The organism is uncultured Pseudoramibacter sp. (assembly GCF_903789625.1).
Lineage (GTDB): Bacteria > Bacillota > Clostridia > Eubacteriales > Eubacteriaceae > Pseudoramibacter > Pseudoramibacter fermentans.
The window spans coordinates 21,947-47,434 of record NZ_CAIFFF010000003.1 but is presented as its reverse complement, the minus strand read 5'-3'; the positions used below and the strand labels follow the sequence as shown (position 1 = coordinate 47,434).

The following is a 25,488-nucleotide window of genomic DNA, read 5'->3' as shown; positions in this document are numbered from 1 at the left end:
TTATTAGCACTCGTTATCTCTGAGTGCTGACATTATATTAAACGATGCTCCTGCTTTTTGCAATACTTTTTGGGAAGATTTTTTAAATTTATTATTTATTTAAGTTTTATACCCTATCACGATCGATCCCTGGCAGCTCCAATCCCGGGACCGCGTTTAAATCCCAGCCGCTGGTTCGGCCGAGCTTGAAATCGTAATAGGCTCTGGCACCGATCATCGCGGCGTTGTCGGTACAGAGCGACAACGGCGGATAATACAGCTGCCAGCCGTGCTGCTTCGCGGCGGCGTCCATACTGGCGCGCAGCCCCTTGTTGGCCGACACCCCGCCGGCAACCACGATTTTCTTCAGGCCGTAAGCTTCAGCACAGCGAATCGTTTTTTCGGTCAACACATCTAAAACCGCGGCTTGGAAGGACGCCGCGACGTCTTCCCTTTTGTACGGAATGTGCTTCATTTTTCGGTGGTTCAATTCGTTGAGCACCGCCGATTTAAGGCCGGAGAAGCTGAAATCGTAGCTGTCCTTTTCGAGCATCACCCGCGGGAAATCGATCGCCTGCGGGTCGCCGGCCTGCGCGGCCTGATCGACCGCCGGCCCTCCGGGATAGGGATAGCCCAGCACCCGTGCCACCTTGTCAAAGGCTTCTCCCGCGGCGTCATCGCGGGTCCGGCCCAAAATGATATTGGTGCCGTAATCCTTGACAATGACCAGATTGGTGTGGCCGCCAGAGACCACCAATGCCAAAAACGGCGGTTCCAGTTCTGGAAAAGCTAGATAATTAGCTGCAATGTGCCCCTCGATGTGGTTGACGCCGATTAACGGCTTGTCGAGAGCGTAGGCCAGCGCCTTCGCTGTCGACACGCCGACGAGCAGCGCGCCGACAAGCCCCGGCCCTTTCGTCACCGCGACCGCGTCGAGATCGTCAAAGGTGAGCTGCGCTTCGTCCAGTGCGTCCTGAATCACAAAGGGCATTTTCATCACGTGATTGCGTGAGGCGATTTCCGGCACGACGCCGCCGTACTTTCTGTGGATGGCAATCTGGGTATAAACCTGATTGGCCAGGATTCGGCGGCCGTCCTCGATAATCGCCGCCGCCGTTTCATCACAAGAGGATTCAATCGATAATATCTTCATGTTTTGTTCTGTCTCCTTGATCGTCTGGGAAAACCAAATCCATCACATACGCGTCTGACCCGTTGGGATAATAATGATCGCGTTTGCCCAGGATCTCAAATCCAAAGCTCTGGTAAAGCTTTAGCGCGGGCTCGTTGTCCGTCCGGACCTCCAGGGTCATGCTCTGGCAGTCGTGAAGCCGCGCGCGCGCGATGATTTCTTTAAGAAGCCTGCGTCCAAGACCGTTTCCTTGGAAATCCGGATCAATGGCGATTTTCATCAACTGCGCCTCGCCGGCCACAAACCACTGCCCGGCAAACCCGACTACCGCGGTCTCGTGATTCTCGGAATCGTTCTGAACGAGAACCAGATATTCGGCCAGAATATTTTCGAGCTCCTCTAAAAACGAATGCTCCGGCCAAGGGATCAAGCCCGACCGCCAATCCACGGCCATGACCTGTGTGAGATCGCTTTTTTCCATCAGCCTGAAATCGTAGGGCCGCCAGACGTTACTCATGGTGCTGCGCTTCCTGGGCCAGTTTCTTTTCCCGCTGTTCTTCGGCCGAGGATTTTCTCAAGTAGTTCAACCCTGCTTGAAAACAGTCCACCGTTTGGCCCTGTTGTATTTTCTTAAGTCCGACGGCTGCTGCTGACGACGCGCGGTTCATCGAAAGAAAAGCCGGCGCGGTCCGGGCCTTCGGTACAGCCGCCAAAAGCTTGCTGCCGTGTTTTTTAAGCCCGTCACCTAAAATGATCACCGGTGCGTTTAACGCGTTCAATTTTTCGCACAGCGCGTCGACGTCGTACACCCCTTCGGCCATTGTGTTTTTAAGATTAAGCGCTGCCGCATCTCGGTCGGATTGATAGAGTGCAGCGTAAACCTGTCCGCGCTGGGCGTCGACAGTCGGGCAGATCGCTGCGTCTGTGACGCAGACGTTAGCGGCGAGAGCCTCCAGCGTCGACACCGTCACCATCGGTTTGCCGAGCGCCTGGGCAAAGCCCTTCGCCGTCGCCATGCCGATGCGCAGCCCTGTAAAAGAGCCAGGCCCGTTGACGACGCCGAACACATCGATATCCCCAAGCTTAAGTCCCGAATCCTGAAGCATGTGGTCGATGGACGGCAGCATTTTCTCCGAATGTTTTTTCTTGTAGTTGACAATTGTTTCCGCAATCAGTCTGTCCTCGTCGAGGACGGCTGCTGTGGCCACAATGGTCGACGTATCGATCATAAGTAGTTTCATAAATGTATCGCCTTCAATTTCATGTTGATTTGTTCCAATGCAGATTTTTTAAACAGATGCAGGGGCGTGATGGCCTGAAGCTGACGAAGGGTCAAATGGGTTTTAGCCAAGGCCCGTACGGCAGCGTGGGATAAAATGGTTTCGCCCTTCGGCCCAAGAAGCGAGGCCAGAACCGCGCGGTGCTCAGGTGAGGCCAGCAGCAGATCGATCGGCGTGTCGACTGAATAGGGCGCTGCCTGATTTTTCGAATAGGTGGTCCGCGCGCGGATCAAAGCCCCGACCACCTTCGGACCGTTCACCTCTCTGGCCGCCAAAAAGCCGATGCCCAGATGCCGGACGTCGTGATTGATGTAGCGGATCACGCGCCTGAGCATCCGTTCCGTCAGCATGCCGCCAGAAAGCATCGGCACCTTGGCCAGCGGCGTCGCCATCACCGAATGCACGATGAAATCGTCATGCATGTCCAGCTCAAAGCCGGTCAGCTTGTGGTAAAAGTCGACCGCCTGCTGAAACAGCGCCTGCCCCCGTTCGGTGCGCAGCACCTCCTGAACCGTTGAATTGGCCGTAATCACGGGCTCAGCATGTCCCATATCGATGACCGCGCTTCGCTTAAATTTCAAATCCCTACTCGACGCGCCGCAGTAAAAGCAATAGGTGCCGCTTTCAATCCGCCATTGATGAGAGTCTGTGTCAAAATAAGTCAGACGATCCTTGGGCACAGCGATCGTGACGTGTTTGGCCGCACCTGCCGGCACGTCGACCTTTTGATAAGCTGCTAACACCTTAGGCGGGCGGCTCACGACGCTGTCCGGCATGCCCGCGTAGATTTGAATCGTTTCTTTCGCCGCGAAATCCGAATGATTTTTCAATTTAACCTCAAAAATCAGCGCATCGCCGGCGTCCTCTTTAAGCGAAAAGCCCGTATATTCAAACTCCGCGTAGCTCAGACCGTATCCGAAGGGGTACTGCACTGCCAGGTGCTTGGCATCGTAGAAGCGGTAGCCCACGTAAATGCCTTCCCCGTAATCCACCTCGCGGCCGTCGCCCGGGAAATTCAGATACGTTGGCGTATCTTCCATCCGTTTAGGGATGGTTTCCGTCAATTTGCCCGAAGGGACGACCTTTCCGGAAAGGACGTCGCACAGCGCCGGACCGCAGGCTTCCCCGCCGAGCCAGGCCTCCAGCACCGCATCCGCACAGGCCGCGTGCCCCAACAGAACTGCCCCGCCGTTTTGAACGATTACCACGACGCGGTGATGCGCCGCCGTCAGCTGATCCATTAATTTTAACTGATCGACCGGCAGATTCATGTCGGACCGATCCCAGGATTCGCTTTCTGCCGATTCGGGCAGGCCGACAAAAAGCAGAACTGTGTCCGCCTGCGCAACCTTTTTAAGGGCGCGCGCCGAAAGCGCCTGCTGTTTATTTTCTGAAACTTCGGTCAGCGCATACCCGTCCGCGTAATCCAGCTGAACGTCCGCGTACACCGCTTTAAGACTGTCCCATGGCGTTTCGATCCAATTGGCGTTGACCTGAGACGAACCGCCGCCTTGAATCCTCGGTGTCTTTGCGAGAGCACCGACAACTAAGAGATGATGGTCACGAGGCAGCTTATCGGGTACGAGAGGCAGCAGCTGGTGCTTGTTTTCCAAAAGTACAATGCTTTCCGCTGCCGCGCGCCGCGCCAGCCGATGGTGTGCATCGGTGCTTGAAAGGGTCAGCTCCCTGCGGGCTCGGCGGTTTTCTTCGCAGCGTTCGCCAAAGGCGATCAACCGTTCGACACTGCGGTTGACACAGCCCTCCGGCAGCGCCAAGCGCTTGACCGCGCGGTACACCTTCTCGTCGTTGACACCGTCTGAATCCGGCATTTCCAAATCCAAGCCTACTCTGACGCTAGCGGCCCGGTCTTGAACGGCAGACCAATCTGAAACCGTCACGCCGTGGTAATGCCATTGGTCTCTCAGCAGCGCCGTCAGCGCATGGCGGTGTTCCGTCGCGTAGGTGCCGTTGATTTGATTGTAGGCGGCCATCACCATACCGGGATCAGCGCCGCGTATCGCAATTTCAAAGGGGCGGATGTAAATTTCCCGCGCGGCCCTTTCTGACAGCCGCACATCGATCGTCATGCGATTGCTCTCTTGATTGTTGGCGAAGAAATGCTTGACGCAGGTTTCAACACAACGGCTTTTGGCGCCCTCGATGTACGCCCTGCCAAGCGTACCTGACAATAAGGGATCTTCCGAAAAATACTCGAAGTTTCGGCCGCAGAGTGGGCTGCGTTTAATATTGAGGCCCGGCCCCAAAATGACGTCTACCCCCTGTGCCGCCGCTTCCTCCGCGATTGCCGCCGCGACTCGGTACACCATCTCTGGATCCCAGGAGCAGGACAAGGTGACCTCCGGCGGAAAGCAGGTCGCCGGGAAGCTGCTGCCGTCTTCCTTTTCCCGTCTCAGCCCGTGGGGACCGTCAGACATCACAAAGGGATCAATTCCCTGTTCCGGAATGCCCTGAGACGACCATTTGGACTGGCCGGACAGCAGGCTGCAGCGCTGTTTTAATGTCAATTTCCGCCGTTTAGCGCGGATGGCTGTTGTAGCTTGATCTCTCTTTTTCACACCCTCACTTCTTTCTTTGTTAATGATGACGACTGATTCTACAGGGATGTCATCTTCACTGCGCACTGTTTTTAACGAGTTGGGCGTAATAAAACCCGTCGCATTGATCGTCGGCCGTACCGATTTGCCGCGTGTTTAACACAGTGAGCCCCGCGACGTTCCGGCAGAGCCAGCGGACCTGCTCGGCGTTTTCCTTTGGGTCCACCGTACAGGTGGAATAAACGAGTGTGCCACCCGGCTTTAACGCGTCGACCGCGTTTATCAGCATTTTTCGCTGCATGTCAATGAGCGTGCGCTGCTTTTTAAACTCAAATCGGTAGCGGATTTCCGGTTTCCTCCGAATGATTCCTAAACCGGAGCACGGCGCGTCGAGAAGCACGCGGTCATACTGCTCGTGGTCTGCCGCCTTGCGTGCGGTGCCGTCGAAGGCCTCTGTTTGAATACACCCGATGCCCAGCAGCTTGGCCTGATTGTCGATCAGCTTCAGTCTGGAGGGGTAAATGTCCCGAGCGGTGATCACGCCCTGATCTCCCATCATTTCAGCGAGATACGTCGTTTTTCCTCCCGGTGCCGCGCACATGTCGAGAACACGTTCCCCCGCCTCGGGCGACAGGGCCTCGGCGATCAGCATCGCGCCCTGATCCTGAATCGTAAAGAGGCCAGACGTGTAGGCCTGGGTCTGTGTTAATTCCGACACAGAGGCGTTCGTGATTTTGATGCCCGAGGGCGAAAGGGCCGTCTTCACCCCTTCAATGCCCTCATTGGCCAGCTCTTCCAATAACGTATCCCGCGGTATTTTCAACCCATTGGCCCGAATGGTCAGCGGTGACGGCCGATTCACTGCCATCAGCTCGCGCACGCCCCCTTTCGCGCCAAAGGCTCTGGCGTAAATATCGACGATTGGCTTCGGCACAGACGTGCGGACCGAGAGCGCCTGAATGGCGTCCTTGTAGTCCGACGCCTGCCAACGCTTCAGCTGATCCGATTGGCGCGCCATGTTTCTGAGCACCCCGTTGACAAATCCCTTAGCCTTGGGTTTAACTTTGCCGCACAGCGCGACGGCCTCGGAAATCGCGGCGTAGGGCGGAATACGGTTCATCATCAGCAGCTGAAAGGCCGCGATGCGCAGAATCTCGCGTACTTCAAAATCAAGCCGTGTGCCAGGCTTGGTCATTTGCGCGATTCGGTCGTCCAGCAGCATTTCATTCTGAAGGACGCCGTAAACCAACGCCGTGTACAAATGCGCGTCCGGCTTTGAAAACAACGAACGGGAAAGCGCCCTCTGAATTTCCAAATTGGAGAAGGCACCCTCCCGGTCAATGGCGAGCAGGCTGTCGTAAGCCTGTTCGCGCGGTGATAAATTGTGTGGGTTTTTTGTATTTTTTCGCTTCATATCATTACGAACGACTATCTCTCAACAAAATCATTCTCAACAGGTTCAAGAAGGACACGAGGGTGGCCGCGACGTAGGTCATGGCTGCCGCGGAGAGCACCCGCCTGGCGCCCTTAATTTCGTCCGGTCCCAACATCTGATTTTCCTGAAGCATCACCAATGCCCGGTGGCTCGCGTTGAATTCAACCGGCAAGGTCACCAGATTAAAGATCAGTGAAAACGAGAAAAACAGAATACCGATATTCATCAGCATGACGCCGTATTGACTCGCGCCGCCGAAAATCAGGCCGATAAAAAATAGCGGCCACGCCGCGTTGGTTGCAAAATTGCAGACCGGCACAATGGCATTTCTGAATTTCAGTCCAAAGTAGCCTTCATAATCCTGATAGGCATGTCCTGTTTCGTGAGCCGCGACAGCGACCGCGGCCAGGCTGGCGCTGTTGCCTACCGGCTGCGACAGGCCGATGGTTTTATTCCGGGGATCAAAATGATCGGTTAAACTGCCGGCAATGCTGTGCAGCGTGACCGGCACATTTTGGACGGCCAGCAGGCGGTTCGCCGTTTCAAAGCCCGTCAGGCCCGATCTAGATTGAATCCGGCTGTATCGATTAAAAGATGAGGTGACCTTCGCCTGAGCGATCGCCGAAATGATCAGCCCAGGGATCAGGATGATCATCGTCCAGTCCCAAAAAAACATTGTCATTCTCCTTTTTCTATTAAAATTAATGGCATTATAGTGGGCAAGACTGAAATTTTTCTAAAATAATCAGTGGAGAACCGTGCCGACCTCAATGGCATTGCCCCGCAAATAGTCCTTGGCCTTCATCCGCCGTTTCCCGGGCATCTGAATTTCCTGGATTTCGACGAGCCGATCCGCCGAGGCCACGATCAATCCCGTTTCGCTGTCAGCTGAAACGACAGTGCCTGGCCGGCTCGATGCCGCCTGATCGAGGATTTTCGGCGCAAAACATTTCATTTTCTTAGTCTGATACTGACACCAGGCACCAGGCCAGGGATCCGTCCCGTTGATGCGCCGCAAAACCTTGTCTGCGGGCTGATGCCAATCGATCAATCCTGTTTCCCTGCTGATTTTGTCCGCGTAGGTCGCTTTGTCTGGATCCTGGGGCACAGCTTCCGCCGTCCCCGCACAGACGTCTTTAAGCACCGGAATAAGGGCCTCTGCCCCTTGTTCCGCCATCTGATCGTGCATCTCTCCTACCGTGGTCGTCTCAGTAATCGGCATGACCACCTTTTTGTAAACCGCACCGGTATCCATGCCGATGTCCATTTTCATAATCGACACGCCCGTTTCCTTTTCGCCATCAATGATCGCGTGATGAATCGGCGCCGCGCCCCGGTATTTCGGAAGCAGCGAGCCGTGAATGTTGATGCACCCGTAGGTCGGAATATCCAGCACCTCCTGAGAGAGGATCTGCCCGTAGGCTGCGACGACAAAGAAATCTGGATGCAGGCTTTTCAAATGGGCAACCGCTTCTGGTTCGCGGATCTTTTCCGGCTGAAAGACCGGAATGTCAAGATCCTGTGCCATTTTCTTCATTGGCAGCGGGCGCATTTTTTTGCCGCGTCCGTTGGGGCGGTCAGGCTGACAGACGACACAGACCACATCAAAATCGCTGTCGTACAGCTTTTTTAACGCCGGCACCGCGAAATCGGTCGTTCCCATCACCACAACCCGAATATTATTCATGGCTGTCCTCTCCATTCAGCGCTTCAACCGCCTGCATATCCGCTGGTTTTTCAAAGGCTTCACTGGTGATGCCTTCCTCCGGCTTGCTCGCCGGCTTCGTTTTGTTTTGTGCCTTCGCCAAGCGTGCATTCTGAGCTTCGATCATTTTTTCCGCTTTTTCGACCGGAATTTTTTTATCGATGAAGACCTTGCCGTCCAAATGATCCAGCTCGTGGCAAATAGCCCGAGCTAAAAGCATGTGGCCCTTCACTTCACAGCGCTGTCCTTCCAGATTGGTGAACTGTGCGGTGACGTATTCAGGCCGTTCGACGTAGCCCGCGTCGTCGGGAAAGCTCAAGCAGCCTTCAACGTCGACAATGCTGCCCTTCTGGTCGACAATCACCGGATTGATCATAGTGATCGGCCCTTTGCCGACGTCGATCACCACCAAACGTCTCAGAATGCCAACCTGCGGCGCTGCCAGACCGACGCCTTCATCGTCGTACATGGTTTCCAGCATGTCTGCCGCCAGCGTTTTGATCCGATCGTTAATTTCTGTGATCTCTCTCGCTTTTTTTCTCAGAATCGGATCGTCATTGTATCTCAATTTGCGAATCGCCATTTTTATCATCCTCCATTATTGATTTAATCTAATATCGGGTCGATGACCACCGTGATTTTTGAAGCGAGCCGTTCAAATTCACCGTCCCAGATCATGCGTCTAATGCCGTTGGATACCGGCGGAATTTTAGGCGCCTTCAGAACAATTCGGTACTCGATTTGATGCTTTTCGCGCCTGATCCCGCCAAAAACCGGCCTGTACACGACCCATTGCTGAAATCTGGCCTGTAAAGTGCGATACAGGCTGATGCTGTCCGCCTTAACCTGCGCCTGATCTTCTCCAAATATTTCGAAATAAAAAAGGTGGCCAAAGGGCGGATAGTCCATGCTTTTTCGGTATTTCAGTTCAGCCTCGTAAAACCGATCGTCCTGACTTTGATGCAGCGCCTCGACAACAGGGTGTGTGGTATTGTAGGTCTGGATGTACCGGCTTGAAGCCTGCGTTCTTTCAAAAAACAACCGATACAGGCGGTACGCCTGCTCCGCTGCGTTGTAGGCGTTGCCGTCGATATCCTGATCGATGAGCACAACAGCCGCGCAGCCCACATCGCCAAAGGGAAAGCCTCTGACGAGACTTCGGGTCCCGACGACAATATCGGCCTTGCGGATTTCGCCGCAGCATTCATCAAACTCCCGCTGGCGGACTGCGGCGCCATCGATTTTTAAAACGCGGCAGTCCGGCCATTTTTCCTGAACAAACTCGACAACCTGATCCAAACCGACCCCCATCCCTTTAATATGGGTGCTGCCGCACGACGGACAGGTTTTGGGGAAAGGACGCCTTGCCCCGCAGGTCATGCAGATTAAAGCGCGGTTATGGTCGGTTTTCATCGGGCGCCCACAAATCGGGCATTTGACCGTCTCACCGCAGTCTCTGCAAAAAACAGCGCGCTGATAGCCAAGCCGGTTGTGCAGCAGCACAACCCGCTGACCTCGGTCAAGGGCGTGGTCTATTTCCTCCTCGAGCAAATGACTGAAAATGCTTAAATTGCCCCGCTGCATCTCCCTTTTCATGTCAATGATCCCCACTGAATCAAAATTGGACGGCTCGGCGGCCTTCACAATTTGCCGCTCCGCCATCCGCCATCTGAGCGTAACAGACGGAATGGGATCTGATATGAGCATTTGGGCGCCGCTGATCTTCGCCAGCTGCGCAGCGACATCGGGCAGCTGATAGTGGGGTTCAGAATCTGAAATGTACTGCCCGCTGCCCATCTCGTCGACCCCAATCAGGCCGATATTTTGAAAGGGCAGAAAGATCGCGGTCCGTGTCCCCAACACAATCCTGATATGCCCCTTTTGAATTTGGTGAAAAATACGGTAGCGTTCTGTCATTTTAAGGCCGCTGTGATACACCGCACCGAGTTCGCCAAAGACGCTTTTAAAGCGGCCGGCGTTTTTTTTCAGCAGATTGATTTCCGGCTCGATGATGAGCACCGTCTGGCCGAAGTTGATCTTTTCTGCTGCGGCCTGAAGAAAGGTTTCAAACCGCATGTCATCGTCTTTTTGATAAAAAAAGACCGGTTGATCCCCGGCGCTTGATAAGTTTTCCACAATCGATTGAAAAACACGATTATCACATTGTATTGGCGGTAAATGCACCGCCGACTTTGGCGCGCTCAGAGCTTCTGCGTCGACCGCTTCAATCCATTCGTTGGCCAAAAGCTTTCGCCGGCTGGCCGATGCGTTCGGAACAGCGGCGTTTAATTCTGGAGCACTCATCGGCCCCAATTTAAGCAGTTCTAAAATCTGCGCCATTTTTTTGCCGTGCGTCTTGGCGCTTTGGCCTGCCTGCGTAAGGCGAAAGACCGTTTCTATCTTTTGATACGGGCGGAAAATTGCTTCGCCGTGTTCATCCGTTTCTCGGATTACGCGGACCGGTTGAATAAACAACGCCAGTGCATCGTAAAAAAGACAGTCGTGTATCTTCACCAGCCAGAGGCACAATTTTCGGTGGACCTCATCGACAACAGGCTCGTGGTCTACCACCTGGAGCACGTCACGAAGCTTATCTGCGTATTTCGAGTGATCGCCAACGGCAATCACAAAGCCCTCGACCACGCGCCCGCCCCGAGCAAAGGGCACGGCGACGCGGATGCCAGGCACAACCTGATCGGCCATCATCTCGGGCACGCGGTAATCGTAGGCGAGGTCAATGCGCTTGTTGGTCTGCTTTAAAAAGATTCTCGCAATCTTCACTATTCGAGAATGATGTCGTCTCCGTTAGCCAGATCTTCGAGGGAAACGCCTTCGTTTTCCTGAGCCGCCGCAAATTCATCGTCGGCATTCTGGGCCTTTTCCTGACGTTCCTGTTTCGCATCCAGGCCGATAATTTTCACTTCTTCTTCGGCAATTTCTTCGGTCGCCGTTGAAATCGGGTTGTCGATGTTCACGCGGACCAGTGGTTCAGCGCCATCGATCAATTGGCGGGCGCGTCTTGACGTCGCAACGCACAATTCGTATTTATTGTCTGCCTTGGAAATCATCAAATTAATCGGCGGGTAGCGAAGACCGCTGCCGTTTTCTCCATAATATGTTTTCCAGCTCATGTCTGTTAACTCCTTTATCTGTGGATTCAAAATGAATACATAATATTATAACCCTTATTGAAGTTTTACATCAACATTTCTTCAATGATTTCTAAATTATTTTGGGTCCGGCACCGTTCAGCCCGGATGATGGCCTCTAAGTCCGCCGCGGCCTGGTCCACTGTGTCATTTACGATCACGTAGTCGTAGTGCTCGGCCTGCTTCAGCTCGGTGAGCGCATTCTTCATACGAAGCTGAATCTGGGCATCGCTGTCTGTCTTCCGGTTCACCAGTCTTTCCTTGAGTACCTGAATCGACGGCGGCGCGATAAAAATCAGAACGCCAAAGCCCAATTTTTCTTTAATCTGCGCCGCGCCCTGCACATCGATTTCTAAAATGACATCCGTACCCTCATCCAGCATCTGGAGCACGTGGGCTTTTGGCGTGCCGTAATAATGGTCGTGCACCTTCGCGTATTCCAGAAAGGCATTTTCTTCAATTTTTTTCTCGAAATCTGCTTTATCGAGGAAGAAATATTCAACGCCGTCCCGTTCCGCGCCACGAGGTGCGCGGGTTGTCGCCGAAATCGATATTTTAAGATTCGGATTGTGCGCCGTCGCGGCCTGGCAGACAGTGCCTTTTCCCGCGCCCGATGGTCCCGATAAAATAATGAGCTGTCCACGCTGTTTTTTCAATTGATTTTACACCTCTACTCTATGTTCTGAATTTGTTCTCTGATTTTTTCAATTTCCGCCTTGACATCCACGACGCTGTCCTGGATGTCGAGGTCGGACGCCTTTGAACCGATGGTGTTGATCTCCCGATTCATTTCCTGGACGAGGAAATCGAATTTGCGCCCTACCGGCGTTTCTTCCTGAAGTAACGCCTTCATGCGTGTCAGATGTCCGCTCATCCGGTTGAGTTCCTCTGTAATATCCAGCCGGTCAGCCATCACCGCCACCTCGGTCAAAATCCGGCTTTCATCGATCTCCGTCCCTTCGAGAAAATCGGCCACCTTTTGGTGGATGTTGTCCCGATACGCAGCGAGCACCTCCGGGGCGTGCGCAGCAATTTTCTGCATCATTGTCTCGATGTTTTCCGCGCGCAGCGCCATGTCATCGGCCATTGCCACCGCATCCTGCGCCCTGCTTTCCTCAACCTGTTCCAGCGCCTTCGACAGGACAGGCTGAAGCATCTGCCAGTTTTCGTCGTCATTTTGGACCTTTTCGGTGGTTTTGATGACGTCGGGGAACTTCGCAACCAGATCCACGCCGATTTCATCGCGCATCATCGGATCGAGGGCCTTGATGGCATTGAGCGCATCAATATAGGCCTTCGCCAGATTTTCGTCCAAGACGATCTGCCGCTGACTTTCCGATAAATTTTCAAACTGAATGAACACGTCGATCCGGCCTCTCGCGACCGTCTTGCCGATTTCCTTTTTGATTTTAGATTCCACAGAATTTAAAATCGAAGGCATGCGGATCGCATAATCCCGATAGCGGTGATTCACCGTCTTGATTTCAACCGAAATGTTCCAATTTTCATCCCGGTAATCCGCCCGTCCGAATCCTGTCATGCTTTTCATTCTGATTGCCTCCGCCCAATATTTCTTTTATCATACCGATTTCACGCAAAAAATACAAGACTGGCCGGCCATTATTGATTTTATTTTCCGTTTCGATTATATTAAACAACAATCAATTGAATCGATTCAAAACTTAATTAAAGGAGGAATTCCAGTGGCATTTGACGGTATCACAACTTATCATCTCGTAAAAGAACTTAAGGCTCAATTGGTCGGAGGAAAAATCAGAAAGGTCTATCAGCCGGAAAACGACGAAGTGCATCTGCAGATTTCCGGGCCGATTAACGCGACATTGCTTTTGTCCGCCAATGCCAACCAGCCTCGCGTGCACATCACCGAAAAGAAAAAGAAGAATCCGCCTCAGCCCTCGACCTTCTGCATGGTGCTGCGCAAACACCTCGTCAACACCACCATTTCGGATATTCATCAGATTAGCTCTGACCGCATTTTAGCCATCGATGTCAACGGGAAAAACGATTTTGGCGATCCAGTCACTAAAAGCCTTGTCGCTGAAATCACCGGCCGAAACGCCAACCTGATCCTGACTATGGCCGATGAGGAGGCCCCCGACGACGGACCGCTCATCATCGACGCCGTCAAGCGCGTCGGCCCTTCGTCCAGCCGTTACCGCCACATCCTGCCGGGGCTGCACTACAAGCTGCCGCCGGCGACAGAACGGACCGACTTTTTTGACTGCCGCACACCTGACGATTTCGACCGCTGGCTTTCTAAGCAGCCCAATCAAAAGCTCACATCCGTTTTCATCGGCGGCTTTCTTGGCATTTCTCCCGATTTAGCCCAGGAAATCTGTTTTCGCGCCGGTGTCAGCGGTGAAACCCCGCTGTCTGACCTCACAGTCAAAGAAAGGGGCTATTTGTCCGACAGCTTTTTTGAAATCCAGCACGAGGTTGAAACCAGCTGCCAGCCGACCCTCTATTACTTCCATCGGCACATTCAAAATTTTTCGACCATTGATCTGCATTTTTTGAAGGACCTCGATCATCAGCCCTGTGACTCGGTCTCCCGAATGCTGGAAGCCTTTTTCTACCTTCGGGACAAAAAATTAAGATTTAACGCGAAGGCCGCCAATCTAAAACATCAGCTGTCAACGTTATACAAAAAAGACACGAAAAAGCTGGATAATCTCCATCGAGATTTGAAAAAATCTAAAAAAGCGGAAAAGGATAAATTGTACGGCGATTTGATCACCGCCAACATCTACCGCATTCAAAAGGGCATGGATGGCATCGATGTGGAAAATTTCTACGATCCGGATCTGCCGACCGTTCACATTCCGCTTAAGGTCAACCAGGAACCGGCTCAAAATGCCCAGCGCTACTATAAACGCTACAACAAAGCGAAGAGAGCTCAGGTCCAAGTCGCCGAACAGATTGAAAAAACAAAGGATACGGTCTATTATCTCGGTTCGTTATTAAACGCCCTTGACCAATGTACCGAAATCGAGGAGCTGGACGAAATCCGCTACGAGGTGAACCACTCAGATCTCGTCAAGCATCCGAAGAAAAATGGTAAGGACAAAAAGCCCAAGCCCTCCCATCCGATGCGCTTCCGCTCCTCAGAGGGCTTTGAGATTCTGGTGGGCAAAAACAACTTCCAAAACGATGAAATCGCGACGAAGCTCGGCGATCCGGAGGACTGCTGGCTCCACGTTAAGGATTCCCCCGGATCCCACGTCTTGGTCGTCGCGGCTGGCCGCTTTATCACTGAAAAAACGCTGCTCGAAGCGGGTCAGCTGGCAGCCTATTATTCCAAGGCGAAAACCTCGTCCAACGTGCCTGTTGATTACGTCGACTACAAATACGTGCACAAGCCCAACAAGGCCAAGCCCGGCATGGTCATCTTTACCAATCAAAACACGATGTACGTTACGCCAAAGCGCGAAATCATCGATCAAATCGAACGCCTCTCCGACGACGATTGATCACATGGCATGCCGGCGGCAATAAGTCAGCGCTTCTTCAAAGATTGGGGGCAGCGGTGAGGTGAAGACCATGAGTTCCTTCGTCGTCGGGTGAACGAACCCCAATTTTTCCGCGTGCAGCAGCTGGCCGTCGGTTTTAAAGGGCTCCTTGCGGCGCACGCCGTAAAGCGGGTCACCGACCAGCGGATGTCCGATGGCCTGCATGTGGACGCGGATTTGATGGGTTCGGCCGGTTTCCAGCCTAAAAATCATTTCCGTGTATTGGCCAAAGCGTTTCACCACTGTAAAATGGGTTACCGCATGCCGGCCATCTTCGACCACTGCCATTTTAATCCGCTCCTTGGGATGGCGCCCCAAAGGCATGTCCACAGTGCCCGTTTCTTCCGCAATATTGCCCCGAACCAGCCCGTGGTATTGGCGCACCATTTCGTGTGCAGCGAGCTGCTCAGCTAAAAACTGGTGGGCGTGATCGTTTTTCGCCACTACCAAAAGGCCAGACGTGTCCTTATCGATGCGGTGCACAATGCCCGGCCGCTTGACGCCGTTAATGGTCGAAAGCTGATCCGTGTGCGCCATCAGTGCATTGACCAAGGTACCCGACGGTGTGCCCGGTGCTGGATGCACGACCATCCCAGAAGGTTTGTCGACCACAATCACATCGTCATCCTCGTAGACGATGTTGAGCGGAATATCCTCGGCTTGAATTCCGGCTTCTTCTGGAGCCGGAATGGCAACTGTAACCACATCCCCCGCGTTTAACGCGTGGGACGCCTTCTTGATCTGGCCGTTGACCTGAACACATTCTTTTTTGATTAACGTCTTCACGTAAGATCTGGACAGATTGGTGAGATGCGCTGCGCAGAATCGGTCAAGGCGCGTCCGATCCTCGTCGGTCTGCACAATAAGCTGAACCCTTTCATCTATTTGTTGTGTTGTATCGTCGATCATAAATATTTTTCAACCTGAATTTGAATTTTTCCTTTTTTCGATTTTCCAATGAAGTCCGCGATTTTGGCCTTTCCCTTTCCGCGGAACGAAATGATGTCCCCAGGCTTAACCGCAAAATCCTTTTTCAAAATTTCCGCGTAATTGACTCGAACCCGAGATTGCCTGACCGCCGCTTCAGCGGTCTGCCTCGAAATTCCCCATATCCGGTCGATGACCGCATCGATTCTCGGCGAATTGACGGTGATGACCATCTTTTTCGTCTTCAGAGTAAAGGAACGGATATGCGGATAATCGAAAAATTCGGGCTGGATGCGCCGGCCTCGAATCGCGACAAACTCGTTCTTCAAAAAAGGATAGATTTTCTCGTCAAAGACGACCTGACACTCCTTTTCATCTAAATTGATGTCGCCGATGCACTTATGTTCAATGCCGAGCCCCATTAGCGTGCCCAGCACGTGACGGTGCGCAAAGGCAAAGGTCCTCGGGAAACGAACTGCCATCATCGGCCATTCTATATCCGTTTCAGGATCCAAAAACGACATCCAGTCCGCTGGGATCACACAGAGCATTTTTCTCGCCGCGTCTGGAAAGCCGCCGTCTAAAATGTAATGGGCTTTACTTTTCTTTAAAAAGGTCTCGATTTTGACTTGCATCGCCTCGTCGTAGAAATCAAAAAAATAAAGGCGGTCCTGCTTGACGACAGCATCCTCAATCCTCGAAACAACTACATTTTCTTTCTTTTCGTTCATGAATTAGCTGTATTTCTTTGAATCAAAAAAGCCGCAAGTTTGTACTTGCGGCCCTTATTAATCTAAATTTTCTTATTTTTAGTTGGCTTCGTCACTCGGTTCGCCGTCAAAATCCAACATTGGCTTTGCGGAGAGCTCGTCATCGTCCTTCTGCATTTCAGTTGAGACAGAAACCTGCTTCGGCGCAAGGATAAAGACATTGTCGGCAATACGGTTGATGGTGCCTTCCAACGCAAAAACTGCCCCGTTTAAAAAGTCAAAAATCTTCCGGCCGTCTTCGTATTCTGTATTTTTCAGATTGACAACCACAGTTTTATTTTCCTTGATTTTATTGACGATACTCGGCGCATCGCTAAAGAATTCCGGACTTAAAACCAAAACCTGTGCGCCGCCTGCCAAAGGCGCATCGTAAGAGCCGCTGTGTTTTTTATGATGTTCTGAACGTGCGGCTTCCTGTTCCTGATCGTCGACGACTTCGTCTACATCCGCATCTTCTTCGTATTCTTCATCGTAATCATCGTAATCGTCGTCGCCCGCGGTGAACATATTCACGATTCTATCTTTGAATTTTTCATTTGCCATTTCAGCTTACTCCTTAGCGTTCAAATATTTTGCGCCCGACCCGAATCATCGTCGCGCCTTCTTCAATTGCGATCGGATAATCATTTGTCATCCCCATTGACAAAGTATCAATTTCGTTATCGCCATTTTTGTATGTTGTTTTTATTCTATCATACATCTGCTTTAATTGGGCAAATATTTTATGTATTTTATCAGAATTTTCTGTCATCGGTCCGATGCACATCAGTCCCCGCAGGCGAATGTGTTCGCATTGCGCAACGCGGGCTGTCGCCGCGTCCAATTCGGACGCATCAAACCCGGATTTGGTGTCTTCATCCGCCAGGTTAAACTGCAGCAGAATATCGGTTACTACGTCTTTTTTCGCGGATTCCGTTTCCACCTTGTTGATTAACTTCATCGAAGAAATCGAATGAATCAGCGCAACCTGCCCCACTAAATATTTGACCTTATTGGTCTGTAGATGCCCAATAAAGTGCCAACGCACTGGCCCCTGGATCTTGTCCTTTTTGGCCATCAGATCCTGTTCTCGGTTTTCTCCGAGGTCGTACACACCCGCATCGACCACAGCCTGGGTTTCATTGACGGTGTGCATCTTGGTCACCGCGACGAGGGTGACATCATCCGGTATTTCAGCCTTAATTTTTTCAATATTCTGCTGTATTTTTTCTCTATAATCCAAGTCGGTCTGTTCTGATAATATTTCCATTTTAATCCTTCTTTCTATTAGGGATAAACGCAATACATTGAATTTGAAGACAGGTTAGGGTTATCCGCCACAGCCAAAATCGCCTTTCTGCCATCGTATCGGCTGACCTTGACCTTGACCTTCTTTCGGAAGTACCCTTTCTGAAGCAGTGTCAGGTATTGATTCTTTCCCTGTGTTGTAATCGCAGATTTCGGCACCTTGTAGGAAGTGAAGCTCTGAACGTTGACATCGGTTTTTAAGATATTGTCGTTGGCAAAAACCGAGATATAATCCTTCAGCATCACGACCACAATTTTTTTATTGCCGGATTTAAAAACGTTGACCACATAACAATTGTATTTTTTATTGTTTTTAACGATAGAAATCTGTGGGTACTGCCAAAGCAGATCCACGCGTTTCACAAGCTTATTGTAATAGGCCACATCTTTTTTACGAGTCGTTGTGCCAATCACCTTTTTCTTCAGCTTTTTAACCTCGTCCTCGTGTTGAATGGTCGTGTTGGGATCCACGGTAAATGCAGCGTAAAGGTGGTCGTTGTCCACTACTTTAAGCGCGCTTTCATCCTGCTGATCGATTTTCTGAATGCTGCTTAAGAAACCGCTGTCGATATAAGGCAGTACATTTTCTGTCACGACCTTTTCCATCGGGTTGACCGTTCCGTACACGTAGCCAGAGGACAGCATGCCCAAATCGCTTAAAATGATGCTGCGGTGTTTCTTTTTCTGTATCTTTTTCATCTGGCGCCGCGCCGCGATGAGTTCCTTTCGATTCATGCCAAAATAAGCCGAGGCATTGACCAGATAAGTTTTCTTTTTTTCCTGCGCTGACGACACCTGGCTGGTCAGCTTGTCCAGCCCTTTAAAATTATTTTCAATCTGCGTCACGATCTTGTCGTAATGCAGATAATCTTTATTCTTTAAAATTTGATTAATGGTTGAGATCTGCGCGCTTAAATAATCGCCGCTGACAGTCATTTTATTCTTGGTCAGCGGTGAATAGCCGTTGACCTTGCTGCCTTCACTGCTGGTTAAATCCGCCGCACTGAAACCGTTGATTTCAATGTAATCGGAATGTTTAAAGAAATAGACCTCAGAGGACACGGCATCGACGTAGCTGCTCTGTTCCAGAAGTCCAGTGGCATTTCTCCTCAAATGTATAATAAATCCAAATGCTATTATTGCCAAAAAAATAAGACATAGCATCAATATTCTTTTTCGTTGAGCTTGTCTTTTTTTTTGCCGCATCTGTTGACTCATATTTAATTAATCTCCCAATTAAAAATGGTCTGAGTGAGAGGAATCGAACCTCCGGCCTCGTGAACCCCATTCACGCGCGCTACCAAACTGCGCCACACCCAGACATCGGATATATTATAACGATTCTGTTGTCTGTTTTCAAGTAAAAAAACCGGCAGAATTCAATCTGCCGGCGTAAAATGCTCAAAACCTGTTAATCTTCAAGGGTTTCATAAACCTGTTTTAAAATCTTAATGATATCTTTTTGAGAGAAAATCGAAGAATCGATAGCCAGATCGTAGTTCCGAAGTTCGTTCCACGTCCGATCCGTGTAGAAATTGTAATACAATTTTCTCTGCTTGTCCATTTTCTTGATCAGACGCTTCGCTTCTTTTTCGTCGATCTGATCTCTGGCCTGAACGACACTGATCCGATAATTCAGTGGTGCATAAATAAAGACGTGACGGCTGTCAACCTTGTGACGCAGTACATAATCCGAACAGCGTCCGACAATGACAGCATCTTCGCTGGCTGCAATTTCTTCAATGACTTCGGATTCCGCTTTGAACAAAATGTCGTTGATGGGTTCAATGGTCGTGTACCCGCTGCCAACCTGATAGCCTACAGAGGAATACAGCCAAGGATTAGCCCGCGTTTCATCGACGTGTTCTAACTCTTCATCTGATAATTTGCTTTTCTTTGCTGCTAACGCGATCAACTCGCGGTCATAATAGTTGATATTCAAAGCTTCCGAAAGCGCCTTTGCCACTGCTCGTCCATTGCTCCCAAATTCTCTACCAACTGTAATGATTTTACCCATGAGTTGCGCCTCCTTTACTTGTTGTTAAGCCAATTATAGCACGTTCCGTAAACTTTTTCATTAAATTTTTATTTAAATCTAAGAAATTGCTCATCTTACTTAAAGACTCAGCAAATTCGGCGCAGGCAATTGATTTACAGCAGTTCGGCATGATTTTTTGCCACATTGACGACTACCCAGGTAATCACAATCTGGATCGCTGCCATGATGACACCTGGTTTCACGTCGATATACCCGGCGTTGAACAGGCAGCCGCCTAAATAAATCAAAATATCGACTGTCACGATGGAAATCGTATTGGCAAAAATCAATCGCGCCTTCGATTTATGCTTGAAATCAAACGCGTGATAAAACGCCACAAGATTGATATAGGCGATAACAAATAGGCAGACCACAACGAGATATCCCGGTCTCGAGTAGTATTCAAAAATTTTGTAATTGTAAAATAAATACCAGCCGACGGCAAACACAAAGGTATTCCAAATGCCTAAAAACGCTTTGTAACCCAACATCTTATCCTTTTCGACGTGCAGGCTGTCACTCTTTTTGTCCCGCCTCTGCTGTGCCTCCTGCTTTTCCTGATCGATCTGTTCGATGATTTTTTTCTTGATTGCTTCTTCGTTTTGTTTTTCTGTATTGCTCATTTTCATTCTCCATTATTGATCAGTTTCTGCGCTGTCTAATAAAAATGCCCCGGGATTAGCGGGGCAAAGAAATTAGGAAATATACAAAACTGTATCGTTTTGGCTTTTATATTATAACATGATCCCACACGCTTTTCCAGTTCCGTGTATGATTATTTTTAGCCCTTTACAGCAAAAAATGCCCTGCTCTCTCGAACAGGACACCAAGGTGAAAAATGCTTATACATAATATTATAAATGATCTTTATAATTTATCAAGCGCGAAGATTATTTTACGTTAAATCGTTTATAAGATTTTAAGAATTGATCCGTCTCTGAAGATTTTGAATAAAATCGATGAGCCCGGAAGCGCAGCGGTCTTTGACGACAATCGCACCGCTGGTCTCCCCTGTCATCAAATAATAATTAGTCTCCGTTTCGATAATCTTTTTTAAATCCGTGTAATCGGCATTGCTGCTGACGGTCGGGGTCGTCTGCGTGAAATGATCCTCAAAAAAGGTAATGTGGATCACAATATCATGTAATTCAGGGTGAGCTTCCCACGCCTTGTCTACATCTTTTTTGGTCTGAACCATGAGGTTCAGGTTGAGAATACCGCATAGCACGACCCCGGCAATCGCGATGATTAAGCCCTCGACCAGCGAAAAAATCGGCGACAAAATAAAGGCGATGCCGCACAGGCAGCAGATCGAACCGATCACGATGTAAATGATCTGCAGGCGTTTTACCGCCGCAGAAGAGAGCGCCTGACACGATTTGCGAAACTCATCTTCCGTTAAAATCATTTCCATCTCGTATAAAGGATTCACGGCGCCCTCCTTTCAATATTTTTACTTGTTGGCTTTGATTCTATTAATCAGGCCGCCGGCAACCAGCATTTCACGCTGTCTTTCGGAAATTTCAATGCCGAGTTCGTAGGTGTGGCCCTTCGTTTCGTTGGTCATCGTGACACTGCCCGTCCCGATCGCGTGAATGGTATCGGAGATGCTGAGGGAATCGCCGACGTCGATATCGTCGTAATCCGCTTCATCTTTGAAGACGAGGGGCAGAATGCCGTTGTTAATCAGGTTGTTCTTGTGGATTCTCGCAAATGACTTCGCGACAACGCCCTGCACGCCCAAATATACCGGCGCCAACGCGGCGTGTTCACGGCTGGAGCCCTGTCCATAATTGGAACCGGCGATGATGAAGCCGCCCGGGTTGGCCTTTGCCCGTTCTGGGAATTCCGGATCGCACGGCGTCAAGCAGTAATTCGCCAGATGCGGGATATTGGAGCGGAACGGCAGAAGTTTCGCGTTCGAAGGCATAATGTGGTCGGTCGTGATGTTGTCTTCAACGTGAATCAGCGCAATACCCTGCAGCTCATCTTTCAATGGTGCTGACAGCGGGAACGGTTTGATGTTCGGCCCCCTGATAATTTCGATATCCTTCGCTTCTTCTTCCGATGCCGGCGGCACGATCGCGTTATCGTTGACCTTGAAGTGGTGCGGCATATCGATATCCGGCAGATCGACCTTTCCAAGCGGGCTGGTCAGCACACCGGTAATCGCGGAAATCGCGGCCGTTTCTGGGCTCAGCAGATAAATCTGTCCCGACACTGTTCCGGAACGCCCTTTGAAGTTGCGGTTGAAGGTCCGGAGGGAAACCCCATTGGTACACGGCGCCTGGCCCATCCCAATGCACGGCCCGCAGCCGCATTCCAAAACGCGTGCGCCTGTCGAAAGGATATCGGCCAGTGCGCCGTTTTCAGCCAGCATCGTCAAAACCTGACGGGAGCCCGGCGCGACAACCATTTCGACATTTTCGGCCACTGTTTTGCCCTTCATAATCGCAGCGACCTTCATTAAGTCCAAATACGAAGAATTGGTGCAGGAGCCGATACAGACCTGATTGATCGGCATGCCTTCAAGTTCTGAGACCTTTTTGACAGCGTCCGGGCTGTGCGGGCAGGCCACCAGCGGTTCAAGGGTCGACAAATCGACCTTGACAACCTGATCGTATTCGGCGTCGTCATCTGCTGAAAGCGGTGTAAAGTCGTCTTCTCTTTCCTGGGCCTTTAAGAACGCCTTCGTCATATCGTCTGACGGAAAAACGGACGTCGTCGCGCCCAGTTCCGCGCCCATATTGGTGATCGTCGCACGTTCCGGCACAGTCAATGTCGCGACACCCGGTCCTGTATATTCAAACACCTTGTTGACACCGCCCTTAACGGTACATTGGCGGAGCACTTCGAGGATAATGTCCTTCGACGCGACACCTTTTCTCAGCTTACCGGTCAGTTCAACTTTGACAATTTCCGGCATCGTGATGTAGTATTCGCCGCCGGCCATCGCCACAGCGACGTCTAGCCCGCCGGCGCCGATCGCGAGCATCCCGATCCCGCCGCCAGTCGGCGTGTGGCTGTCCGACCCGAGCAGGGTCTGACCTGGAACACCGAAGCGTTCGATTTCAACCTGGTGGCAGATGCCGTTGCCCGGACGCGAAAAATAGATGCCGTGCTTTTTAGCCATCGTCTGAATGAACAAATGGTCATCCATATTTTCCGGCCCTTCCTGAAGCATATTGTGGTCAATATACGCCAGAGACCGTTTGGTTTTAACCCGTGGAACTTCCATCGCCTCAAGCTGCATATAGGCCATAGTCCCCGTCGAATCCTGGGTCAAAGTCTGATCGATGTGAATCCCAATTTCAGTGCCTTTTTCCATTTTTCCAACAACCAGATGGTCCTTGATGATTTTTTCAGTTAATGTAAGTCCCATTTTGTCTCCTTCATAAATGAATAATAATTAATTTTTATTATTATAGCACAAGGATTCTAAAATCATCCTTTCCAGTGAAATATTTATCTGTTCTTTATTCAAAACTTTATTAATATTGATTTCCCTTTTCATCTGTAATATGTTAAAATTTAATTAAATTAATATTCACAATTATTGAAAACCCACTTCAACATATGGAAAGGAAATTCTGATGGATAAATCAGTTGCATTGTATCTATTTCACGACGGCGATTACCTTCAAAGCTACGAATTTTTCGGTGCACACATCGAAGACGATCACGTTGTTTTCAGATTATGGGCGCCGAATGCACTTTCGGTCTCGATCGTCGGTGACTTTAACAAATGGGACCCCGCATTAAGTCCGATGCACCTGCTGCCCCAATCCGGCGGCGTCTGGGAAACGGAGCTCAGCACCAATCTCGTTTCAAAGGGCACGCTGTACAAATATTGTATTGAACAAATCGACGGCACTCTCGCCTACAAGGCGGACCCTTACGGATTTTATTCGGAAGTCCGCCCCAACACGGCCTCGATCATCTGGCCTCTCGACTACCAATGGCACGATACAAAATGGTGCAGCGCCCGTGAAAGCTCTGTCGGCTCTCCCGCCCCGATGAATATTTACGAAATGCATCTGGGAAGCTGGCGCACCCACGAGGACGGTCTGTTTTTAAGCTACCGCGAATTGGCCGACGAGCTGGTTCCTTACCTTAAAGATATGCACTACACCCACGTTGAAATGATGCCGCTGATGGAACACCCCTTCGACGGGTCGTGGGGCTATCAAATCACAGGCTATTTCGCACCGACCAGCCGATACGGCACGCCGCAGGATCTGATGTATTTGATCGATCAGCTGCATCAAAACGGCATATCAGTCATTTTCGACTGGGTCCCGGGCCATTTCTGCAAGGACGCCCACGGACTGTACAAGCTGGACGGCACCAATTTGTACGAAGCCACTGAACACCCGCAATGGGGCACGATGGAATTTGATTACAATCGACCAGAAGTGGTGAACTTCCTGATCTCAAACGCCTATTATTGGTTCAAAATGTACCACATCGACGGCCTGAGAATCGACGGCGTCGCGAGCATCCTCTACCTCAATTACGGCTACGACAACGAATGGCGCAGAAACGCAGAGGGCGGCAATACCTCCCTCGAAGCCATCGCGTTTTTAAGAAAGCTCAACACAGAAATCTTTAAATATTTCCCCTACGCCATCATGGCCGCTGAGGAATCGACCGCTTTCCCGCAGGTGACTTGGCCTGTGGACAAGGGCGGATTGGGCTTTAACTACAAATGGGATATGGGCTGGATGCACGATACGCTCTCCTACATGGAAACCGATCCCTACGTCCGCTCCCACTTCCACGACCGCCTGACCTTCTCGATGAGCTACGCCTTCTCGGAAAATTTCATTTTGCCTCTCTCTCATGACGAAGTGGTCCACGGGAAAAAATCGATCCTCGACAAAATGTTCGGAGATTACAACCATAAATTTGACGAAATGCGGCTGCTCTACGCCTATATGTACACCCATTCCGGAAAGAAGCTGACCTTCATGGGCAACGAAAACGCGCCGTTCATTGAATGGCGTTACTACGAAGAGCTGGAATGGTTCATGCTGGAAAACGAAAAGCACCGAGATTTCCACCAATACATTCACGATTTAAACAAGCTCTACGTCGACGAACCTGCACTTTGGCAGGAAGACCACTCTTGGGACGGCTTCCAATGGATTGAACCGGACAACGCGGCGCAAAGCGTGATCATTTTCAGAAGAATGGGCAAAGACCCGAAAGACGATTTGGTCGTGATCATCAATTTCTGCCCGGAAAGCTACCCGATTTACGATATCGGTGTGCCGAGAGACGGCACCTGGCGGCTGATCTTTAATTCTAACGCGGCTCAGTACGGCGGCTCCGGCGAAACCGTTGTTAAAAAGGCAGAAGCTGACGAAAAAGAAGGCTTCCACAATCAGCCGCATAAAATCACCATTGCACTGCCAGGATTTTCTGCCCTGATTTATAAGCGCGAACCTGAAAAACAGGTTCCGGCTAAGACCAAGACGGAAAAGCCGAAAAAAATCGACGCCTCCAAAAAGCCATTGGTGGCAAAAGATGTCAAACCGAAACCGCTGACCAAAAAGGATGTCAAGCCGAAACCGTTAACAAAAATTGATTCGATTAAAAAGAAGTAAAATATTGACAGATATGAGCAGATTCTCTCGAATTCTTAGCAAATGTTGTGTATAATAGGTAAAAATCCGGGATAATATAATTTTTTATTATT

Annotated in this window: 22 protein-coding genes, 1 tRNA gene and 1 pseudogene; 2 read left to right on the top strand and 22 right to left on the bottom strand. The window is 50.5% G+C overall.

The features are described from left to right. Positions 1–106: 106 nt before the first annotated feature. The 12 genes and pseudogenes from tsaD to QZX60_RS02590 all read right to left on the bottom strand — a co-directional run bounded on the left by tsaD (position 107) and on the right by QZX60_RS02590 (position 12,784). Positions 107–1,132, bottom strand: a complete 1,026-nt coding sequence (gene tsaD / locus QZX60_RS02645; RefSeq protein ID WP_295361068.1) for a tRNA (adenosine(37)-N6)-threonylcarbamoyltransferase complex transferase subunit TsaD — start codon at positions 1,130–1,132, stop codon at positions 107–109. Then, a complete protein-coding gene (rimI, locus tag QZX60_RS02640; protein WP_295361065.1) occupies positions 1,113–1,628 on the bottom strand; it encodes a ribosomal protein S18-alanine N-acetyltransferase in 516 nt (171 codons plus the stop codon). Before rimI ends, tsaD begins: the two co-directional genes overlap by 20 nt. Further along, positions 1,621–2,352 carry a tRNA (adenosine(37)-N6)-threonylcarbamoyltransferase complex dimerization subunit type 1 TsaB gene (gene tsaB / locus QZX60_RS02635; protein ID WP_295361063.1) on the bottom strand — a complete coding sequence of 244 codons (732 nt, stop codon included), beginning with the start codon at positions 2,350–2,352 and terminating at the stop codon, positions 1,621–1,623. Before tsaB ends, rimI begins: the two co-directional genes overlap by 8 nt. After that, positions 2,349–4,967: a glycoside hydrolase family 3 C-terminal domain-containing protein gene (locus QZX60_RS02630; protein WP_295361061.1), complete on the bottom strand. Its 2,619-nt coding sequence runs from the start codon at positions 4,965–4,967 to the stop codon at positions 2,349–2,351. The genes tsaB and QZX60_RS02630 overlap by 4 nt, the downstream gene beginning before the upstream one ends. A 55-nt stretch (positions 4,968–5,022) precedes the next feature. Further along, positions 5,023–6,360, bottom strand: a complete 1,338-nt coding sequence (rsmB, locus tag QZX60_RS02625) for a 16S rRNA (cytosine(967)-C(5))-methyltransferase RsmB (RefSeq protein ID WP_295361058.1) — start codon at positions 6,358–6,360, stop codon at positions 5,023–5,025. Between the two features lie 4 nt (positions 6,361–6,364). Beyond that, positions 6,365–7,063: a zinc metallopeptidase gene (locus QZX60_RS02620; RefSeq protein ID WP_295361056.1), complete on the bottom strand. Its 699-nt coding sequence runs from the start codon at positions 7,061–7,063 to the stop codon at positions 6,365–6,367. A 63-nt stretch (positions 7,064–7,126) separates the two neighbouring features. Next, positions 7,127–8,068, bottom strand: coding sequence for a methionyl-tRNA formyltransferase (gene fmt, locus QZX60_RS02615; RefSeq protein ID WP_295361053.1), 942 nt, complete (start codon positions 8,066–8,068; stop codon positions 7,127–7,129). Between the two features lie 148 nt (positions 8,069–8,216). Beyond that, positions 8,217–8,669: pseudogene (gene def, locus QZX60_RS02610) on the bottom strand (peptide deformylase); the annotation flags it as partial. Positions 8,670–8,692: 23 nt separating this feature from the next. Continuing rightward, a complete protein-coding gene (gene priA / locus QZX60_RS02605) occupies positions 8,693–10,867 on the bottom strand; it encodes a primosomal protein N' (RefSeq protein ID WP_295361051.1) in 2,175 nt (724 codons plus the stop codon). Beyond that, on the bottom strand, positions 10,867–11,217 hold the full coding sequence (rpoZ, locus tag QZX60_RS02600) for a DNA-directed RNA polymerase subunit omega (protein WP_295361049.1): 351 nt from the start codon (positions 11,215–11,217) through the stop codon (positions 10,867–10,869). The genes priA and rpoZ overlap by 1 nt, the downstream gene beginning before the upstream one ends. A gap of 65 nt (positions 11,218–11,282) precedes the next feature. Further along, positions 11,283–11,891, bottom strand: a complete 609-nt coding sequence (gmk, locus tag QZX60_RS02595; RefSeq protein WP_295361046.1) for a guanylate kinase — start codon at positions 11,889–11,891, stop codon at positions 11,283–11,285. Between the two features lie 14 nt (positions 11,892–11,905). Further along, positions 11,906–12,784 (bottom strand): YicC/YloC family endoribonuclease, encoded by an 879-nt coding sequence (locus QZX60_RS02590; protein ID WP_295361043.1) that lies wholly within the window; start codon positions 12,782–12,784, stop codon positions 11,906–11,908. Positions 12,785–12,938: 154 nt separating this feature from the next. On the opposite strand from QZX60_RS02590, the gene QZX60_RS02585 reads away from it, so the two are divergent. Beyond that, the gene (locus QZX60_RS02585) at positions 12,939–14,726 is read left to right on the top strand and encodes an NFACT family protein (RefSeq protein ID WP_295361041.1); all 1,788 of its coding nucleotides are present in this window, start codon (positions 12,939–12,941) and stop codon (positions 14,724–14,726) included. Here the strand turns inward: QZX60_RS02585 and QZX60_RS02580 are convergent, their stop codons facing one another. The 10 genes from QZX60_RS02580 to QZX60_RS02535 form a co-directional block, all read right to left on the bottom strand. Beyond that, the gene (locus QZX60_RS02580) at positions 14,727–15,674 is read right to left on the bottom strand and encodes an RluA family pseudouridine synthase (RefSeq protein WP_295361038.1); all 948 of its coding nucleotides are present in this window, start codon (positions 15,672–15,674) and stop codon (positions 14,727–14,729) included. Continuing rightward, complete coding sequence (locus tag QZX60_RS02575) at positions 15,671–16,423, bottom strand: YlmH/Sll1252 family protein (RefSeq protein WP_295361035.1); 753 nt, start codon at positions 16,421–16,423, stop codon at positions 15,671–15,673. The genes QZX60_RS02580 and QZX60_RS02575 overlap by 4 nt, the downstream gene beginning before the upstream one ends. Positions 16,424–16,501: 78 nt before the next feature. Further along, positions 16,502–17,005 (bottom strand): cell division protein SepF, encoded by a 504-nt coding sequence (locus QZX60_RS02570; RefSeq protein WP_295361032.1) that lies wholly within the window; start codon positions 17,003–17,005, stop codon positions 16,502–16,504. A gap of 13 nt (positions 17,006–17,018) precedes the next feature. Continuing rightward, positions 17,019–17,711, bottom strand: coding sequence for a YggS family pyridoxal phosphate-dependent enzyme (locus QZX60_RS02565; RefSeq protein ID WP_295361030.1), 693 nt, complete (start codon positions 17,709–17,711; stop codon positions 17,019–17,021). Positions 17,712–17,728: 17 nt separating this feature from the next. After that, complete coding sequence (locus QZX60_RS02560; protein ID WP_295361028.1) at positions 17,729–18,895, bottom strand: hypothetical protein; 1,167 nt, start codon at positions 18,893–18,895, stop codon at positions 17,729–17,731. A 97-nt stretch (positions 18,896–18,992) separates the two neighbouring features. Then, positions 18,993–19,069, bottom strand: a tRNA-Pro gene (locus QZX60_RS02555). A 91-nt stretch (positions 19,070–19,160) separates the two neighbouring features. Next, positions 19,161–19,766 (bottom strand): AAA family ATPase, encoded by a 606-nt coding sequence (locus QZX60_RS02550; protein WP_295361025.1) that lies wholly within the window; start codon positions 19,764–19,766, stop codon positions 19,161–19,163. A 134-nt stretch (positions 19,767–19,900) separates the two neighbouring features. After that, positions 19,901–20,410: a hypothetical protein gene (locus QZX60_RS02545; RefSeq protein WP_295361022.1), complete on the bottom strand. Its 510-nt coding sequence runs from the start codon at positions 20,408–20,410 to the stop codon at positions 19,901–19,903. 296 nt (positions 20,411–20,706) lie between these two features. After that, positions 20,707–21,219, bottom strand: coding sequence for a YcxB family protein (locus QZX60_RS02540; RefSeq protein ID WP_295361019.1), 513 nt, complete (start codon positions 21,217–21,219; stop codon positions 20,707–20,709). Between the two features lie 21 nt (positions 21,220–21,240). After that, positions 21,241–23,169, bottom strand: a complete 1,929-nt coding sequence (locus QZX60_RS02535) for an aconitate hydratase (protein WP_295361017.1) — start codon at positions 23,167–23,169, stop codon at positions 21,241–21,243. Positions 23,170–23,380: 211 nt separating this feature from the next. Here QZX60_RS02535 and glgB point away from each other — a divergent pair, with 211 nt between their 5' ends. Continuing rightward, positions 23,381–25,396, top strand: a complete 2,016-nt coding sequence (gene glgB, locus QZX60_RS02530) for a 1,4-alpha-glucan branching protein GlgB (protein ID WP_295361014.1) — start codon at positions 23,381–23,383, stop codon at positions 25,394–25,396. The last annotated feature ends 92 nt before the right edge of the window (positions 25,397–25,488 follow it).

Coding starts and splice junctions, on each gene's coding strand:
- tsaD (WP_295361068.1), bottom strand. CDS start 1,132: ATGAAGATATTATCGATTGAATCCTCTTGTGATGAAACGGCGGCGGCG.
- rimI (WP_295361065.1), bottom strand. CDS start 1,628: ATGAGTAACGTCTGGCGGCCCTACGATTTCAGGCTGATGGAAAAAAGC.
- tsaB (WP_295361063.1), bottom strand. CDS start 2,352: ATGAAACTACTTATGATCGATACGTCGACCATTGTGGCCACAGCAGCC.
- rsmB (WP_295361058.1), bottom strand. CDS start 6,360: ATGAAGCGAAAAAATACAAAAAACCCACACAATTTATCACCGCGCGAA.
- QZX60_RS02620 (WP_295361056.1), bottom strand. CDS start 7,063: ATGACAATGTTTTTTTGGGACTGGACGATGATCATCCTGATCCCTGGG.
- fmt (WP_295361053.1), bottom strand. CDS start 8,068: ATGAATAATATTCGGGTTGTGGTGATGGGAACGACCGATTTCGCGGTG.
- rpoZ (WP_295361049.1), bottom strand. CDS start 11,217: ATGAGCTGGAAAACATATTATGGAGAAAACGGCAGCGGTCTTCGCTAC.
- QZX60_RS02590 (WP_295361043.1), bottom strand. CDS start 12,784: ATGAAAAGCATGACAGGATTCGGACGGGCGGATTACCGGGATGAAAAT.
- QZX60_RS02580 (WP_295361038.1), bottom strand. CDS start 15,674: ATGATCGACGATACAACACAACAAATAGATGAAAGGGTTCAGCTTATT.
- QZX60_RS02575 (WP_295361035.1), bottom strand. CDS start 16,423: ATGAACGAAAAGAAAGAAAATGTAGTTGTTTCGAGGATTGAGGATGCT.
- QZX60_RS02570 (WP_295361032.1), bottom strand. CDS start 17,005: ATGGCAAATGAAAAATTCAAAGATAGAATCGTGAATATGTTCACCGCG.
- QZX60_RS02565 (WP_295361030.1), bottom strand. CDS start 17,711: ATGGAAATATTATCAGAACAGACCGACTTGGATTATAGAGAAAAAATA.
- QZX60_RS02550 (WP_295361025.1), bottom strand. CDS start 19,766: ATGGGTAAAATCATTACAGTTGGTAGAGAATTTGGGAGCAATGGACGA.
- QZX60_RS02545 (WP_295361022.1), bottom strand. CDS start 20,410: ATGAGCAATACAGAAAAACAAAACGAAGAAGCAATCAAGAAAAAAATC.
- QZX60_RS02535 (WP_295361017.1), bottom strand. CDS start 23,169: ATGGGACTTACATTAACTGAAAAAATCATCAAGGACCATCTGGTTGTT.
- glgB (WP_295361014.1), top strand. CDS start 23,381: ATGGATAAATCAGTTGCATTGTATCTATTTCACGACGGCGATTACCTT.